The following is a 16,881-nucleotide window of genomic DNA, read 5'->3' as shown; positions in this document are numbered from 1 at the left end:
GTTAGGTCCGTTCAAACGGCGTTAACAAGACGTTGACGTGCGAGCAATAAGCGCAAAATCCCAGGTCACGGCTTTGCTCAGGTCACAGGGCTGAGCTTTTCGGTCACGGCGGTGATTTCCACCGGCACTCCGTTGAGGACCGCGTTCCCCGACAGCGGGTCGAGCAGGCTGCCGTCGAGAAGCTGGTTGACGTTGACGCCCGGGTCGGTGGCGGCGTGGCTCATCCGGGTGCCGGGCCGGTCGTGACCCCAGCCGTGCGGCAGACTCACCACGCCCGGCCGCACCGCGTCCGTGACCTCGGCGGGGGCGGTCACCTCTCCCCCGGCGCCCTTCACCCGTACCGCCGCCCCGTCCCGCACGCCGAGCCGCTCGGCGTCCTCGGGGTGGATGTGCAGGGTGCAGCGGTTGCTGCCGCCGGTGAGGGCGGGGACGTTGTGCATCCAGCTGTTGTTGGAGCGCAGGTGCCGGCGGCCGACGAGGACGAGTTCGTCCGGGAGCCGGTCCAGGGCCGCCCGCAGCCGCGGCAGATCGTCCGCGATCGGCTGCGGCAGCAGCTCGACCTTGCCGCTCCTGGTCTTGAGCGGCTGCGGCAGACGCGACCCCAGCGGACCGAGGTCGATGCCGTGCGGGTGCGCGAGCAGCCGCGCCAGGCTCAGCCCGTCCGGCCGTACGCCGAAGCCGTCGCCGTAGGGGCCGAGGCGCAGCATCATGTCGAGCCGCCGCTCGGGGCCGGTCTCGCCTGCGAGCAGTCCGGCGAGTTCCTTCGGGTCGCGGCCGTGGACCGGCGAGTGGGCCTCCTTCACCGCCTTGCCAAGGGTCTGGCCGATGACGAGGTCGTCGACCGCGGACGGGTCGGCGCCGTGCATGCCGGTGGCGGCCAGGATCAGCCGGGCGAAGATCTCGGTCTCGGGCAGGCGGCCGGGCTCCAGGGGCACGGCGGGACGGGTGTAGCGGACCTGGTTGCGCACGGCGAGGGTGTTGAAGGCGAAGTCGTGGTGCGGGCTCTGCGAGGGCGGGGGCGGGGGCAGGACGACGGTCGCGTGGCGCGTGGTCTCGTTGAGGTACGGGTCGATGCTGACCATGAAGTCCAGGGAGTCCAGGGCCTTGTCGAGACGGTCTCCGTCGGGCGCCGAGAGCACGGGGTTGGCGGCGGAGGTGATGAGGGCACGGATCGGCTCGCCCTCGTCGGTCGCGGTGTCGATCTCCTCGGCGAGCGCGGAGAGCGGCAACTCGCCTTTGGCCTCGGGGTGTTGGCTGACCCTTGAGTGCCAGCGGCCGAGCGTGAAGCCGTGGCTCGGCCCGGCCGGGCGGGGTGTGCGGTCGGTGGCCGCCTGCGGGAAGAGGGCGCCGCCGGGGCGGTCGAGGTTGCCGGTGAGGATGTCGAGGACGTCGACGAGCCAGCTGGCCAGGGTGCCGTGCGGGACGGTGCAGCTGCCGATGCGGCCGTATACGGCCGCGGTGGGGGCGGCGGCGAGTTCGCGGGCCAGGGTGCGCGTCACGTCGGCGTCCACGTCGCAGGCCGCGGCGACCGCTTCGGGGGTGAAGTCCCGTACCGCTTCGCGCAGTTCGTCGAGGCCCTGGAGGTGCGGGGCCAGGTCCCCGAGGTCGGCGAGGCCCTCCTCGAACAGGACGTGAGCCATCGCTGCGAGGAGGAGGGCGTCGGTACCGGGGCGGATCGCGATGTGCCGGTCGGCGAGCTTGGCGGTGCGGGTGCGGCGCGGGTCGATGACGGTGAGGGTGCCGCCGCGGGCCTTGAGGGCCTTGAGCTTGCCGGGGAAGTCGGCGGCCGTGCACAGACTTCCGTTGGACTCCAGGGGGTTGGCACCGATGAGGAGGAGATGGTCGGTGTGGTCCAGGTCCGGCACAGGGATGGCGTTCGCGTCGCCGTAGAGCAGTCCGCTGGAGACGTGCTTGGGCATCTGGTCGACCGTGGACGCGGTGAAGACGCTGCGGGTGCCGAGGCCGGCCAGCAGAACCGGCGGATAGAGGGCGCCGGCCATGGTGTGCACGTTGGGGTTGCCGAGGACGACACCGACGGCGTTCGGGCCGTGGCGCTCGACGACCGCGCGGACACCGGCGGCGACCGCGTCGAATGCCTCCTCCCAGGTGGCCTCGCGCAGCTCGCCGTCCTTGCGCACGAGCGGGGTGCGCAGCCGGTCGGGGTCGCCGTCGACGGCGCCGAAGGAGGCGCCCTTGGGGCAGATGAACCCCTTGCTGAACACGTCGTCGCGGTCACCGCGGGCGCCGGTGACACGGGTGCCCTCGATGGTGAGGGTCAGCCCGCAGGTGGCCTCGCACAGGGGGCAGATTCGCAGGGCGGTGCGGGACACGGGTCCTCCCGGGGGCGGCGACGATGACGCTCGTACTGTGCGGCCGAGCATACCGACCGGTATGCACGGAGGGGAGGCCTCTCCCGGGATGAGGTCGGAAATCCGCGAGCCGCGGCCCTGCGGGATCTCAGTCCAGGACCCGCGCCAGATACGCCCGCAGCAGCTCCCGCGCCTCCCCGATGATCTTCTCGTCGCCCTCCGGGGCCACCCGGAAGGCCAGGTGGACCAGGGTGTCAGCGGTCTCCACGGCGATCAGGAAGGCGCGGCGCAGATCGTCGTCCGGCTCCCGGCCGAGGTAGCCGGAGAGCAGGTCGGTGAGGCGGTCGGCGACACGGGTGTTGGGTTCGGCGCTGCGGGCGCCGACCGGGATCTGGTTGCCGAAGTCGACGAGCGAGAAGCCGGGCGCGGTGCGCTTCATGGCCAGGTACTCGTCGAGGACGGCGTCCATGGCCGAGCGCCAGCCTCCCTCGCCGGCCGACTTCAGCCGCTCGGTGACCTGCTCGGTGAAACGCTCGAGGTTGCGCTGGGCGAGGGCGTCGGCCATCTGCCGCTTGTTGCCGAAGAAGCGGTAGACCGAGCCGATGGGGACTCCTGCGCGCAGGGCCACGGCCCGGGTGCTCAGGGCGTCATAGCCGACCTCGTCGAGGAGGTCGGCGCAGGCGTCGAGGATCCGGGTCAGCCGTTCGGCACTGCGTCGCTGCACGGGGGCTCGGCGTAGCGATGTCGCGTGGGGCACAGGCTTCATGATGCCGTTCCGGAGCGCTCCGGTGAACCTCGCCCCCCGGCACGCACATAGGTGCCGGATGCACCCAGTGCGGTCGCGCCCGGAGTGGCACCCGGCGCGCCCGCCGCCTCCGACGCCGTGATGTCGGCCGTGCTCTCCACGGGCCGGCCCTGCACCGCCCACACGGTGCCGTCGTCGGCGTACAGCCGGGCGGTGACGTGATGTGTGCCGTGCGGCACGAACCTGGCCGGGAGACGGCAGGTGAGGCCGCGGAGCCGGGCCACGAGGCGGTCGTCGACGAAGACGTACGCGAGACCGCGGCCCGCCACCGCCCGCGGCTTCGTACCGATGGGCGAGAAGCGGAAGTTGCGGACGGTCAGAGACACGTCCCAGGTGGCGCCGGAGTCCGGCTGCACCTCGATGCCGACCTCGGGCGCGCCCTTCTTCCTCACCTCACGGTAGTGCCGCCCCGCCTTGTCCGTGTCGTCCAGGAGCTTGCCCACCGGCGATATCGAATCGCCGCTCTTCCCCTCGTGCGTATCACTGGAGCCGCAGCTCACGGATCCGGTCAGCAGCAGGACACAGACCGCGAGCGCGGCTGGGAGACCCCGCGTCCACGACATGCCCGGGAGACTAGAACACCGGTCCGGCCCCCGGATCCCCCTGGAGTCTGGTTCTCGTTCCTCCCCGATGAGGAGATCCCGGTCCCCCTTGCGCGCACGAAACCGCAATCCTACGGTGATGCATAGGAATCAGACGCGAGGGAGCGACGATGAGCGGGGACGCGCGCAAGACGGCCGAGGGGCTGACCTACCTCTCCGGTTTCGGCAACGAGCACAGCTCCGAGGCCGTGCCCGGCGCCCTGCCCGAGGGCCGCAACGCGCCACAGCGCGCTCCGCTCGGGCTCTACGCGGAACAGCTCAGCGGTACGGCGTTCACCGAGCCCCGGGCCCACAACCGCCGCTCCTGGCTCTACCGCATCCGCCCGTCGGCCGCGCACCCGGGGTTCACGCGCACGGACAACGGCTCGATCCGTACGGCCCCGTTCACCGAGTCGGTCCCCGACCCGAACCGCCTGCGCTGGAACCCGCTGCCCGAGCCCCCGGCCGGGACGGACTTCCTGGCCGGCCTGTGGACCCTGGGCGGCAACGGTGACGCCACCCAGCGCACCGGCGTGGCCGTGCACCTCTATCACGCCAACTCCTCGATGGAGCGCGTCTTCAGCGACGCGGACGGCGAGCTGCTGATCGTCCCGGAGCGCGGCGGCCTCCTGCTGCGCACGGAGTTCGGGCTGCTGCATGTGGAGCCGGGACATGTGGCGCTGGTTCCTCGTGGGGTGCGCTTCCGTGTGGAGCTGCTGGATCCCTCCGCCCGCGGTTATGTGTGCGAGAACTACGGGGCGCCCTTCCACCTCCCCGACCTCGGCCCGATCGGCGCCAACGGCCTCGCCAACGCCCGCGACTTCCGGGCCCCCGTCGCCGCATACGAGGACGTCGAGGGACCGGTGGAGGTGGTGAACAAGTTCTGCGGCAACCTCTGGACGGCCGTCTACGACCACTCACCGCTCGACGTGGTCGCCTGGCACGGCAACCACGTCCCCTACGTCTACGACCTGCGCCGCTTCAACGTCATCGGCACCATCTCCTACGACCACCCCGACCCGTCGATCTTCACGGTGCTGACGTCCCCGTCCGACACCCCGGGCCTGGCCGGTGTCGACTTCGTCGTCTTCGCGCCGCGCTGGCTGGTGGGCGAGGACACGTTCCGGCCGCCGTACTTCCACCGGAACGTGATGAGCGAGTACATGGGCCTGATCGAGGGCGCCTACGACGCGAAGGCGGAGGGCTTCGTGCCGGGCGGCGGCTCGCTGCACAACATGATGTCGGCGCACGGTCCGGACCGGGAGACGTTCGACCGGGCCAGCGCGGCCGAGCTGAAGCCGCAGAAGGTGGACGACGGGCTTGCGTTCATGTTCGAGACGCGCTGGCCGGTGACGCTCACCCCGCAGGCGGCGGGCGCGGAGCACCTGCAACAGCGCTACGACGACGTCTGGCAGGGCATGGAGCGGCATTTCCGCCCGTTGCACTGATCGCGTACGACCGGTACGGATAGGCCCGTGACCTCCTTCGCCCCGGACTCGATCGTCCTGAACCGCAAGCTGCCGCTCTGGTACCAGGTGTCGCAGTCCCTGCGCGCCTCGATACTCGGCCGCTCGCCCCAGGACCCGCTGCGGCTGCCCACCGAGGAGCAGCTGGCGGGGCACTACGGGGTGAGCGTGCTGACCATGCGGCAGGCGCTGAAGGAGCTGGAGGACGAGGGCCTGATCACCCGCCACCGCCGCCGGGGCACGTTCATCGAGCCGGACGCCCTGCGGGGCGCCCCCGTGCGGCTGCTCGGCTCGGTGGACGCGATCGTGGCCCAGCAGTCCGGGATGGTGACGGAACTGCTGGACCACGGCCACGCGCCCGTGCCGCCCGAACTCGCCGAGTACTTCCCTCAGACCGGCGAGGTGGCCACGTACCACCGGCTGCGCAGTGACGAGAAGACGGGCGAGCCGACCAACCACGCCCGCAACTACGTCCGCCCGGAACTCGCCGAGCGCTTCGACCCCGCCGACCTGGTGCACCGGCCGATGACCAAGGTGCTGCGGGACATCGTCCTGGCGGACATCAGCCGCATCACGGACACCGTGGAGGCCCGCCTGGCGGACCCGGAGACGGCCCGTCTGCTCCAAGTCCCGCTGCTGAGCCCGATCCTGCACTACACGGGCGTCACCTATGACGGGGACGGACGGGCCCTCGACGTGGCCGTCATCCACTACCGCGGCGACCGCTTCTCCTTCACGGTGACGCTGGACGCCACATGACGTCACCGACCCCGACTGCCTGTCGGCGGCACGTCGTACGATGCCCAGCGTGACGCACGACGACGCTCCGCTGCTCGCGGACCTCATGCCGTGGTCCGTCGCACCGCCGCGGCTCGGCCGGGGGTGGCCGACGGGCCCCGACGCCGCATCCCTGAAGGCCCGCTGGGACGCCCTGCTGAAGGCCGGGGGACCGGACCGTGAGGCCCTGTTCGAGCCGACCCGCTCCCGCACGCTGCGCTCGGCGGTCAGCCAGCTGCCGGGCCAGCCGAGCGGCACGGAGAAACTGATCCACGCGTCGGGCCCCTGCCCCGAGCCGGTACGCGTCCTGAACGCCCCGTTCGACGAACAGTGGCTGATCCCCGACCACCGCCTGATCGACGCGGCCCGCCCCGAACTGTGGCGGGTGGCGGACGAACACCAGGTCTTCGTCGCCGAGACGGCCACGGACAGCACCGGCCCGCACCTGCTCGCCACGTCCTGCCTCCCCCTCCTGCGCCCCGGCCGCATCCGCCCCCTCTACCGGCGCCCGGGCGGCGCGGAACCCAACCTGGCCCCCGGTCTGCTGGCCCACCTGAGCGCCCGTCTCGGCCACTCCCCCGACCCGTTGGACTTCCTCGCCTGGACCGTGGCGACGGTACGCCCGGACCTGACGGTGCCCCTCACCGAGGACGCCGAACTCTGGTCCCACGGCGTGGAGTTGGGCAGCCGCGCCCTCTGGCTCACACGCCGCAACGGCGCCCGCCCCAAGCTGCCGGGAGGCCGCCGCCCGTACGTCCGCGCGCCGCTCCCGTCCCACCCCCTCACGATCACCTACGACCGCGACGAGGAAACCCTGCTGCTCGACGAGGGCCGCATCTCCCCTGTCCCACCGGAGGCCTGGGACTTCGAAGCGTCCGGCACCCGGGTCCTGGAGCAGTGGTTCGCGACGCGGACGACTGAGACCGAGCCGGGAACGCTGGCGGCGATCCGTCCGCCGACATGGCCGCAGACCTGGACGTCGGAGTTGCTGGAGCTGATCACGGTCCTGGCCTTGTTGGCCGAACTGCGGCCACAGCAGGAAGAGTTGACCGTGACAGCTCCGATCACAGCAGCCGAGCTGGGCAAGGCGGGCGTCCTGCCCGTGCCCGGAACGTCCCGCAAACCAGCCTCGGTCTTCGACCACCACGAGGAGGGCCCAGAAGGCCAGTTCGCGTTGCTGTGACGGCCTTCAGGGGCGCGGGGCCGTATCGGTTTGCGGCTCCGCCGCGTGGGCGCGGTCAACCACAACGGACCCTCAGTCGCGGACAACCTCACCCCCGCTGCGCAAAGGCGTCGAGCATCCGCTCCAGCATCGACTCGAAAGCCCCGTCAAGATCGATCGGCCCGGAGGTCTCCGTGAACGCCGCAGCCATCCGCGGATAAGCCCCGCCGGCCAGGACACCCCCCAGATAGGCCACCCGCACCGCACTCTCCTCCTCCGCCGACCACGGCAACGACCGCGTCCGCTCGGCGGCGGCCAACTCGGTGGCCACATACGACGTCACGCACCCGTTCAGCATCCCGACAAGCTGCATCTTCATGCCGTAGCGCGCGTCGAGCGGATCCAGGCAGGCCAGACAGTGCTCCAGATAGCGCAGGGCGTTCGGGCTGAACCCGTACACCGGTGACATCAGCCGCGTCATCCACGGATGCCGGTGCATCAGCACCCTCGTCTGCTGGGCGACCCGGCGCATGTCGGCCCGCCAGTCCCCCGACGGCTCCCACAGCTCGTGCTCGCCGCCGACCGCGTCCACCATCAGCTCGTACAGGTCCTCCTTGCGGGGGACGTAGTTGTACAGCGACATGGTCCCGCAGCCCAGCTCGGCCGCGACGTGCCGCATCGACACCGCGTCCAGCCCGCCCTCGTCGGCGACCTTCACCGCCGCCGTCGCGATGTCGGCCCGCGTGTAGGCAGGCCTCGGCCCCCGGCCCGTCCGCTCGGGACGCGCCCAGATCACTTCGGGTACCGCCGCTCGGCCCGCCATCGATCATCACCTCGACCACCATCCTAGTTACGTACACCGTACGTAGTGGGCTATGGTCGGGACATGACTTCTACGTACGCTGTACTTAGTGAAGGTCTGGAGAAGAAATTCGGCGATGTGCGCGCGGTGCGCGGGCTGGACCTCGCGGTGGCCCAGGGCACGGTCTGCGGTGTCCTCGGGCCGAACGGGGCGGGCAAGACGACGGCCGTGCGACTGCTGACGACGCTGCTGCGGCCGGACGCCGGCTCGGCACGGATCGCGGGGCACGACCTCGTCCGGGAGCCCGTGGCCGTCCGGCGCAGGATCGGGGTCACGGGGCAGTACGCGTCGGTCGACGGCGACCTCACGGGCCGGGAGAACCTGCGGCTGTTCGCGCGGCTGCACCGGGTGCGGGCGCCGGGGCAGCGTGCCGACGAGCTCCTGGAGCGGTTCGCGCTGGCCGAGGCGGCCGGCCGGGCGGCCTCGACCTACTCCGGCGGAATGCGCCGCCGGCTGGACCTGGCGGCGAGCCTGATCCGCCGGCCCGAGGTGCTGTTCCTGGACGAGCCGACGACCGGCCTCGACCCGGCCAGCCGCAATCTGATCTGGAACGCCGTGCGCGAGCTCACGGCCGACGGTACGACGGTGCTGCTGACCACGCAGTACCTGGAGGAGGCCGACCAACTCGCCGACGACATCGCCCTGGTGGACCGGGGGCGGGTGACGCACACGGGATCGCCGGCCCAGTTCAAGGCGGTCATCGGGGTCCACGTCGAGGTCGTCGTCACGAACGCGGAGGTGATGGTGAAGGCTGCGGGGGTCCTCGATCAACTCACGGGCGTCGAGCCGTCGTTCGACCACGAACGCAACGCCCTCGGCGCGCTCACCAGGGACCGGACACTCACGCTGCCCCGCCTGGTGCGCGAACTCGACGCGGCGGGCGTGCCGTTGCTCGACGCGAGCCTGCGGCAGCCGACGCTCGACGAGGCCTTCATCCGGCTGACCACCGACATCAAGGAGCCCGCAGCATGAGCACGTTGGCGTACGACGGCCTCGCGATGGTCGGCCGGCAGCTGCGGCGGGTCCGCAACAGTCCCGGGCTGGCGATCCTCACCCAGGTCATGCCGATCAACATGCTGCTGTTCTTCGGCTACGTCTTCGGCAGCGCCCTCGCGATGCCCGGCCGCGAGTACCGGTCCTTCCTGGTGCCGGGACTCCTGGTCTCGACGGCCGCGGGCGGGCTCATGACCGGTATGTTCCAGGCTGCCGCCGACTCGCACCGCGGTGTGATGGACCGCTTCCGGACGATGCCGGTGAGCCGGGCCGCCGTACCGCTCGGGCAGGCGGTGGCCGATCTCGTGGTCACGGCGATCGGGACGGTGCCACTGCTCCTGGTCGGCCTCGCGGCGGGCTGGCGGGTCGAGGGGTCCGTGCCCCGGGCCGTGGGCGCCGTGGGGCTGCTGCTCCTGTTCCGGTTCGCGTGCACCTCGATCGGCATCTTCCTGGGACTGCTCACCCGGAGCGAGGATGCGGCCGGGCAGCTCGGCGCCTCGACGTTCGTGCTGCCGCTGCTGTCCAACGCCTACATCCCGACCGACGGCCTGCCGGGCCGGCTGCGCACGGTCGCCGAGTGGAATCCGATCAGCGCGGTGACGACGGCCCTGCGGGACCTCTTCGGCAACGCGCCGGTGCCGGGGGACGCCGCCTGGCCGGTGGCGCACCCGATCGCCGGGTCACTGCTGTGGTGCGCCGTGCTGATCGGGGTGTTCCTGCCGCTGGCGGTGCGGAGGTACGCGCACGGGGAGCGCTGACCTCAACGGCCGGTGACGTGGGTGGTGTTGCCTCGGGGTACGGAGCGGGTGGGACGCACCGGAGGCGAGGGATCGAAGGACGTGGCCACGCCCGGGCGTATGCCCGGATGTCGCTGCATGCCGCGGGGATGACGGACGACGGGATCGCAGCGCTGCGCCGGACGACGCGGTGCCCCGGGCGCGGCCTCTTGCGGAACGAGCGCCGGTGTCGCTCAGCGCCCGCCGAACAGCGAACGGCGCAGTCGGCGCAGCGGCGCGAAGAGCAGCACGCGGCTGATCCGGTTGCCCCTGGCGCTGCGCTCACGTGGGGTGTCACGCGCGGTCAGCTCACGCATCAGCGAGGTCGCCTCGGCCGCCTCGCGCTGCGGGACGGCGGGGCCGCCCAGCACCGAGAGATGACGGTCGAGGCGCGAACTGGTCGCGCTGCTCCCGCAGGTGATCGCAGGGACCCTGGCCCTGCTGCGCATTGTTATCTGTTCCATGTCACTCCCCACCCGTACGAGTCCACCCGGCCCGGGCAGGGTAACCCTATCGCTCCCTTGGGGCACTCGTGTATCGCGGTCACAGGATTCACCTTCCCCGTAAGGGTGTTGACGACTCCTCCATGATTACTCTCCGAATCCAACCGATTTCAGGGCGAGTTGGACAATGGGCTGGCTGGTGGGCTGCGGTGACCCACCGTCGGGCTCCACGGTCACTGCGAGTGACGTTGCCGATGTGCTGAGGTCGGTCGCGACCAAGGGCGTGTCGCCGCCCTCGAAGAGCCCGAGGGAGCGTGGTTGCGCACCGGGGCGCATGAGCCACAGCTGGTGCACGCGTCCGCTGGGCAGGGCGTCGTATCCGCTGAGCGTGACGACCGCCTGCCCCTCCGATGCGGAGGCGACCGCTCCGATACTTCGGCCCTGGGTGTCCCTGCGGGTGCTCGCACGTGCGTCGGGAGCTGCGAGAACGTGGGCGATCTCACGTGCCTGGGCGCGCTCGGCGTCCAGCTTGTCCTGGGTCTGGTTCGCCTGGACGGCGAAGAGCGAGGCGACGACGAGGGCCGCGGCCGCCGTCGCCGTGGCGAACGGCACGAAGAAGGGGCGGCGCTCGCGCGGCGCACGGGAGCGTCCCGGCGGCGGCTGCGTGCCCCAGACGTGCGGCGGCAGCACGGGCGTGTGCTCCCGGGCGAACACCCCCGGCTCCTGCGGGGTGGCGCGTACGGCGGCCAGCACCCGGTCGCGCATCGCGGCCGGCGGCGGGGCGGCCGTGGACCAGGCGAGGCGGACGGCGTCCTCGGTCAGGGCGCGCACCTCTGCACCGCAGCGGTCGCAGTTCTTCAGGTGCCGCTCGAAGCGGACCCGCTCCCCGGGCCCCAGGGCGTCGAGCGCGTAGGGGGCCGCGAGCGAGTGCAGATCCCCGCGGCGGAACAGTCGGGCGAGGAGACTCATGCGACACCTCCCAGGCACTTGCGCAGCTGGGTGAGTCCGTCGCGCATCCGGGTCTTGACCGTGCCCAGCGGCAGCGAGAGCCGCTCGGCCACTTCACGGTACGTGTAGCCGTCGTAGTAGGCGAGGGTGACGGACTGGCGCTGCAGCGTGCTGAGGCGGTCCAGGCAGCGGCGAACCCACTCGCGTTCCAGGCCCGCCTCGACCTCCTCCGTGACCTGGTCGAAGGCGGGGTGGTGGGCCCGGCGTGCCTCGCGCTGCTCACGGTCCACGGCCGCGCGGGCGCTGCGCACCCGGTCGACGGCGCGGCGGTGGGCGACGGTGAGGATCCAGGACAGTGCGCTGCCGCGCCCGGGGTCGAACCGCGCGGCGGACCGCCAGAGTTCGAGCAGCACCTCCTGGGCCACCTCCTCCGACTGCGCGGGGTCGCGTACGACCCGGCGGACCAGTCCGAACACCGGACCGGACACCAGGCCGTACAGCTCCTCGAATGCCTTCTGGTCGCCGCCTGCCACGAGTACCAGAAGCTCGTCGGCCTCCACTCGGTCCCCCTCTCCCCGCCCGCATGGGCCCCGTCCCGTCACACCAGGCATTCGCAACGAACGCACCTCCGGATGGGGTTACGGATCGCCACGCCCAAAACGCGGGTCGGTGGCCGATCAAAGACGATCCGTCAGGATCCGCGTTCAAACAGCTTCACGTTCGTCTGAAACAAGATTCCAAGTTCGCCGTAAGAACGTTTGGGATTCGACCAATCCACCCTGCCGACCGCTCCGAATCAGCGTTCGTCAGGCAAGTTGGGACTGAGGACGGACGGCATGACACCTATCTCCAGGAGCGGTGCGGGACGCGGGAGCATCGCGACCCTGATAGCCGGGGCGCTGGCCGCCGGGGGGCTCGCGGCCGCCGGCGTGGCCACGCTGGCACCGGGGGCGGCCTCCGCCTCCAGTCACCGGGAGGCCCCGCTGATCTCGGGGCAGCCCCAGTACGACAACACGGACCTCTACGCGTTCGTCAGCCCGGACAAGCCGGACACCACGACGGTCATCGCGAACTTCATCCCGTTCGAGGAACCGGCAGGCGGCCCGAACTTCTACCAGTTCGGCGACGACGCCCAGTACGACATCCATATAGACAACAACGGTGACGCGCAGGACGACCTGCTGCTCCGCTACACGTTCCGCACGCAGACGAGGAACAAGAAGTCGTTCCTGTACAACACGGGCGTGGTCAGCAACCTGACCGACCCGGACCTGAACATCACGCAGACGTACGACATCGACCTGATCAAGCTGAAGGGCCAGCGGGCCCTCTCGAAGACCAGGCTCGCCGACGACATTCCGGTGGCGCCGTCGGACGTCGGCAAGGCGTCGATGCCCGACTACGGCAAGCTGCGCGACCAGGCGATCTACAAGCTGTCCAACGGCGGCCAGACCTTCGCCGGCCAGGCCGACGACCCGTTCTTCGCCGACCTGCGCGTCTTCGACCTGCTGTACGGCGGGAACCTCTCCGAGGTCGGCCGGGACACCCTCAAGGGCTACAACGTCAACTCGATCGCCCTGCAGCTGCCCACGGACATGCTCACGGAGTCGAGGAAGCAGCCGATCATCGGCGTCTGGTCGACCGTCGCGCGCAAGAACGCCCGCGGCTACTACGAGCAGGTCTCGCGCCTGGGCAACCCGCTGGTCAACGAGGTCGTCAACCCGCTGAAGGACAAGGACAAGTTCAACGCGTCCTCGCCCCGGTACGACGCGCAGTTCCTGAAGAACGTGACCAACCCGGAGCTGCCGAAGCTCATCGAGTCGATCTACAAGATCAAGGCACCGTCGGAGCCGCGCAACGACCTCGTCGACGTGTTCCTGAAGGGCGTCAAGGGCCTCAACCAGCCGCCGTACGTGCGCCCGGCCGAGGAACTGCGTCTGAACACCTCGATCAAGCCGGCCGCCTCCCCGAAGCGGCTGGGCGTCCTCGACGGTGACAACGCGGGCTTCCCGAACGGCCGCCGGCTCACCGACGACGTGATCGACGAGGCGCTCCAGGTCATGGAGGGTGAACTGGTCGGCTCCAAGAACGACCTGGGCGACGCGGTCGACAAGAACGACCAGGGCTTCGGCAAGTACTTCCCGTACCTGGCCAACCCGACGTCCGGTTCGCGCGGTGCCACCGCCAAGGGCGTCAGCAGCGGCAGCGACGTCAAGAGCCAGCTCGGCGACGCCCTGCAGCCCGTGTCGGCCGGCGGCATGGACAAGACCACGCTGATCGCGGCCTCGGCCGGTGGCGGAGCCGCCGGTATCGCGCTGATCGGCGCGGGCCTCATGTGGTGGCGTCGGATGCGGAGCCGCGTGTACTAGTCCGCACCATGACCGGCGGACCGGGCGGCTTCTTCGGAGCGGCACCGCCCGGTCCGCGGGCTTCGGCCCGTCCACCGACTGGCGCGGCCCGCACGTCATCCCCCACGGTGCGGGCCGCGCCGCCATCGGGCGGCAACTTCCTTGTTCTGCACGGCACTTTAGGAGAGGGCATGGCCCCGGACACTGATGACAACGAGGGCTTCACAGAGAGTGCCACGGATGGTCGGGACTTGTCCGCGGGCTCGTCGGGGCTGGTCACGCCGTTCCCCGCGCCCCTTCAGGGCGCTGACGAACCGGCGTCCGGCACAGCCGCCCCCGCCGACGAACGCGTCGCCGCCTTCCGTCGGGTCGCTGCCGTCGGGCGTCGGTGGCATGTGGGGCAACTGGCCGGGCTGGCAGCCCTGTTGGCCGTTGCGCTGACCGGTGGGTCCATTGCTTACGGTGCCATCCGGGACGGGAACACCACGACGGTCTCCGACGCGCCCAGTGCGCTGTCGCCGGCGTTGCTGAACAGCGGGAACATCGACGCGAGCATTCTCTCCCTGCAGGCCCATCTCAGGGCGCAGCCAAGGGATTTCGGGAGCTGGGCGAGTCTTGGGCTGGCGTATGTCGAGCAGGCCCGCACCAAGGGCGACCCCTCCCGTTATCCGCAGGCCGACAAGGCCCTCAGGCGCTCCCTCGACGTGAAGCCCGGCAACGAGCAGGCCATCACCGGCCAGGCCGCCCTCGCCGCGGCCCGGCACGACTTCAAGGACGCCCTGGACTACGCCGACCAGGTGCTGAAGGAGAACCCCTACAGCCAGAACGCCCTCTCGTCCCGCATCGACGCACTCGTCGAACTCGGCCGCTACGCCGACGCGTCGAAGGCCGCCGACACCGCGGACTCGCGGCGCCCGGGCATCCCCGTCTTCACCCGGTACGCGTACGTGCACGAGCTGCGCGGGGACGTGAAGACGGCCCGCCGGGTCCTGGAGCAGGCCCTCGGCACCGCGAGCACCAAGGGCGACGTCTCCTACGTCGCCTTCCAGATCGGCCAACTCGCCTGGAACCAGGGCGACTACAGGACCGCGGTCAGCTACTACGCCCGCGCCCTCGCCGCCGACGACAACTACCTGCCCGCGCTGGAGGGCCGCGCCCGCGCCGAGTACGCGAGCGGCGACAAGGCGACCGGGCTCAGGGACATGGAGCAGCTCGTCGCCCGCTACCCGCTGCCCCAGCCCCTCGTGGAACTCGGCGAGATGTACGAGGACCGAGGCGCCGACGGCGACCGGGAGAAGGCCCGCGACCAGTACGCCCTGGTCGACGCCTGGATCGCGCTCGCCCGCGCCAACGGCGTCAACGCCGACCTCGACACCGCCCTCGCGGCGGCCGACCACGGCGACAAGGCCGCGGCCCTGCGCGCCGCCCGCGCCGAGTGGGCCCGCCGCCACACCGTGCACACCGCGGACGCCCTCGCCTGGGCCCTGCACGTCAACGGCCAGGACGCGGCGGCCCTCCCGTACGCGAAGCAGGCCACCGCGACCGGTTACCGCAACGCCTCGTTCCTCTACCACCGCGGCATGATCGAACGCGCCACCGGCCACACGAAGGACGCCCGTGACTCCCTCACGGCGGCGCTGAAACTCAACCCCGGCTTCTCACCGCTGGGCGCCCGCCAGGCCCGTAAGGCACTCGAAGACCTGGAGGCGGCGAAGTGACCCCTCGCCGATTGCTCGCCTCCAGCGGGGCCGTCCTCACGGCGGCCTGCGCGCTCGCGCTGGTACCTTCCACCGGCGCGAGCGCGCACCCCCTCGGCAACTTCACCGTCAACCGCTACGACGGCCTGGTCGCCGCCCCGGGCAAGCTCCGCGTCGACCATGTCGAGGACCTTGCCGAGATCCCGGCCACCCAGGCCAAGCCCGACATCAAGCGGCTCGGCATGGCCGAGTGGGCGAAGGAGCGGTGCGCGAAGGCGGCCGAGGGCAGCAAGGTGACCGTGGACGGACGGGCCGCCGCCCTGGCCGTCGGCAGCAGCAGGGCGCAGCTGCGGCCCGGGCAGGCCGGGCTGAACACCCTCAGAGTGGAGTGCCGGCTGACCGCGCCGCTCCCCGAGGGCGAGACCGTGGCCGTCGGCTTCCACAGCGAGGGCGCCACCTCCGGGCCCGGCTGGCGGGAGATCACCGCGCGCGGCGACCGTATGACGCTCACCGCGACGGACGTACCCAGGACGTCGGTCTCCCACGAACTCACCAGCTATCCCAAGGAGTTGCTCTCCTCCCCCGCCGACACCTCGACCGCCTCCCTGCGCGTGCGCCCCGGCGGACCGGCGCTGGTCGAGGAGCGGCAGGACGCGCCCGCCGCCTCCGTGCTGCCGCGCGGCGCGGACCGCTGGACACAGGCCCTGAACAACCTGGTCGCCCGGCACGACCTCACCTTCGGCTTCGCCGCGCTCTCGCTGCTGATCGCGGTCGTCCTGGGCGCCATGCACGCGCTCGCCCCGGGCCACGGCAAGACCCTGATGGCCGCGACGGCAGCCGCCCGCGGCGGCCGGGCCCGCCTCAAGGACGTCATGCCCCTGGCGGCCTCGGTCACGGTCACCCACACCCTGGGCGTGGTCGCCCTCGGCCTCCTGGTCACGGCCGGCTCGGCGGCGGCCCCCTCGGTGATCGCCTGGCTGGGCATCGCGAGCGGCGTCATGGTGACCTGCGCGGGCGCGACACTCGTCCGCCGGGCCTGGCGCAACCGCGGCCCCGGGCACGGACACACCCATGACCACGACCATCCGCACCCGCACGGCCCCGGCGGGCACACGCACCCGCACACCACCGCCGAGCCCGGGGAACGCGCCCTGGTCCTGGTCGCCGCCCACGCCGAACCCGCCACGACGACTGCCGAAACCCACACCCACACGCACTCCCCCGGCCACCCACACGACCACGACCACGAGCACCCCCACAGCCACGATCACGACCACAGCCACACCCACCACTCCGACCACCCTCACCCGCACACCGTCGAGCACACCCACGGCGGCTTCACCCACACCCACTCCGTCGCCCCCACCCTCCGCGGCACGATCCTGCTGGGCTTCGCCGGGGGCCTCGTGCCCAGTCCCTCCGCGGTCGTCGTGCTCGTGGGCGCGTCGGCGCTCGGGCAGGCCTGGTTCGGGCTGCTGCTCGTCGTCGCGTACGGCGTCGGGCTCGCCCTCACCCTCACCGCGGCGGGGTTCGCCGTCGTCAAGCTGGGTACCGGGATGAACCGTGTGCTGGACCGGCGCCCCCGCTGGACCACCCACCCGATGGCGGTCCTGATCCGCAGGACCGCCCCTCTGGGCTCGGCGTTCCTCGTCGTGTCACTCGGGATCGGACTGGTGCTCAAGGGGGCGGCATCCGCACTCGGCTGAGCTACGTT

15 protein-coding genes are annotated in these 16,881 nt (G+C 71.4%); 8 read left to right on the top strand and 7 right to left on the bottom strand.

Translation table 11 applies throughout. The annotated features are described in order from the left end of the window. Positions 1-77 precede the first annotated feature (77 nt). The 3 genes from LJ657_RS28785 to LJ657_RS28775 form a co-directional block, all read right to left on the bottom strand. On the bottom strand, positions 78-2,330 hold the full coding sequence (locus LJ657_RS28785; protein ID WP_232651740.1) for a molybdopterin oxidoreductase family protein: 2,253 nt from the start codon (positions 2,328-2,330) through the stop codon (positions 78-80). 127 nt (positions 2,331-2,457) lie between these two features. Then, positions 2,458-3,075, bottom strand: coding sequence for a TetR/AcrR family transcriptional regulator (locus LJ657_RS28780; protein ID WP_232651739.1), 618 nt, complete (start codon positions 3,073-3,075; stop codon positions 2,458-2,460). After that, complete coding sequence (locus LJ657_RS28775) at positions 3,072-3,677, bottom strand: hypothetical protein (protein WP_232651738.1); 606 nt, start codon at positions 3,675-3,677, stop codon at positions 3,072-3,074. Before LJ657_RS28775 ends, LJ657_RS28780 begins: the two co-directional genes overlap by 4 nt. A gap of 149 nt (positions 3,678-3,826) precedes the next feature. Here LJ657_RS28775 and hmgA point away from each other — a divergent pair, with 149 nt between their 5' ends. From hmgA to LJ657_RS28760, 3 genes are read left to right on the top strand one after another with little or no spacing between them, the layout of a single operon-like run. Continuing rightward, positions 3,827-5,143, top strand: a complete 1,317-nt coding sequence (hmgA, locus tag LJ657_RS28770) for a homogentisate 1,2-dioxygenase (protein WP_232651737.1) — start codon at positions 3,827-3,829, stop codon at positions 5,141-5,143. Positions 5,144-5,170: 27 nt separating this feature from the next. After that, positions 5,171-5,920, top strand: a complete 750-nt coding sequence (locus tag LJ657_RS28765) for a GntR family transcriptional regulator (RefSeq protein WP_232651736.1) — start codon at positions 5,171-5,173, stop codon at positions 5,918-5,920. 40 nt (positions 5,921-5,960) lie between these two features. Next, a complete protein-coding gene (locus LJ657_RS28760; RefSeq protein WP_232651735.1) occupies positions 5,961-7,121 on the top strand; it encodes a type ISP restriction/modification enzyme in 1,161 nt (386 codons plus the stop codon). A gap of 88 nt (positions 7,122-7,209) precedes the next feature. Here the strand turns inward: LJ657_RS28760 and LJ657_RS28755 are convergent, their stop codons facing one another. After that, positions 7,210-7,923: a TetR/AcrR family transcriptional regulator gene (locus LJ657_RS28755; RefSeq protein ID WP_232651734.1), complete on the bottom strand. Its 714-nt coding sequence runs from the start codon at positions 7,921-7,923 to the stop codon at positions 7,210-7,212. 63 nt (positions 7,924-7,986) lie between these two features. Between LJ657_RS28755 and LJ657_RS28750 the strand changes: the two genes are divergently transcribed. Beyond that, on the top strand, positions 7,987-8,934 hold the full coding sequence (locus LJ657_RS28750) for an ATP-binding cassette domain-containing protein (protein ID WP_232651733.1): 948 nt from the start codon (positions 7,987-7,989) through the stop codon (positions 8,932-8,934). Then, complete coding sequence (locus LJ657_RS28745; protein WP_232651732.1) at positions 8,931-9,713, top strand: ABC transporter permease; 783 nt, start codon at positions 8,931-8,933, stop codon at positions 9,711-9,713. Before LJ657_RS28750 ends, LJ657_RS28745 begins: the two co-directional genes overlap by 4 nt. A 212-nt stretch (positions 9,714-9,925) precedes the next feature. Here LJ657_RS28745 and LJ657_RS28740 read toward each other — a convergent pair whose 3' ends face one another. From LJ657_RS28740 to LJ657_RS28730, 3 genes are all read right to left on the bottom strand, one after another. Continuing rightward, a complete protein-coding gene (locus tag LJ657_RS28740; RefSeq protein WP_232651731.1) occupies positions 9,926-10,195 on the bottom strand; it encodes a hypothetical protein in 270 nt (89 codons plus the stop codon). A 126-nt stretch (positions 10,196-10,321) separates the two neighbouring features. Next, positions 10,322-11,143, bottom strand: coding sequence for an anti-sigma factor (locus tag LJ657_RS28735; RefSeq protein WP_232651730.1), 822 nt, complete (start codon positions 11,141-11,143; stop codon positions 10,322-10,324). Further along, the gene (locus LJ657_RS28730) at positions 11,140-11,682 is read right to left on the bottom strand and encodes a sigma-70 family RNA polymerase sigma factor (RefSeq protein WP_232651729.1); all 543 of its coding nucleotides are present in this window, start codon (positions 11,680-11,682) and stop codon (positions 11,140-11,142) included. The genes LJ657_RS28735 and LJ657_RS28730 overlap by 4 nt, the downstream gene beginning before the upstream one ends. 276 nt (positions 11,683-11,958) lie before the next feature. Here LJ657_RS28730 and LJ657_RS28725 point away from each other — a divergent pair, with 276 nt between their 5' ends. The 3 genes from LJ657_RS28725 to LJ657_RS28715 all read left to right on the top strand — a co-directional run bounded on the left by LJ657_RS28725 (position 11,959) and on the right by LJ657_RS28715 (position 16,873). Continuing rightward, positions 11,959-13,491: a DUF4331 domain-containing protein gene (locus LJ657_RS28725; protein ID WP_232651728.1), complete on the top strand. Its 1,533-nt coding sequence runs from the start codon at positions 11,959-11,961 to the stop codon at positions 13,489-13,491. Positions 13,492-13,661: 170 nt separating this feature from the next. Beyond that, positions 13,662-15,188 (top strand): tetratricopeptide repeat protein, encoded by a 1,527-nt coding sequence (locus tag LJ657_RS28720; RefSeq protein ID WP_232651727.1) that lies wholly within the window; start codon positions 13,662-13,664, stop codon positions 15,186-15,188. Then, positions 15,185-16,873: an urease accessory protein UreH domain-containing protein gene (locus LJ657_RS28715; RefSeq protein WP_232651726.1), complete on the top strand. Its 1,689-nt coding sequence runs from the start codon at positions 15,185-15,187 to the stop codon at positions 16,871-16,873. The genes LJ657_RS28720 and LJ657_RS28715 overlap by 4 nt, the downstream gene beginning before the upstream one ends. Positions 16,874-16,881 lie beyond the last annotated feature (8 nt).

Origin of the sequence: Streptomyces guryensis (assembly GCF_021261325.1) — a bacterium.
Lineage (GTDB): Bacteria > Actinomycetota > Actinomycetes > Streptomycetales > Streptomycetaceae > Streptomyces > Streptomyces guryensis.
The sequence above is the reverse complement of the archived record's forward strand: the minus strand, read 5'-3'. Positions and strand labels throughout refer to the sequence as shown.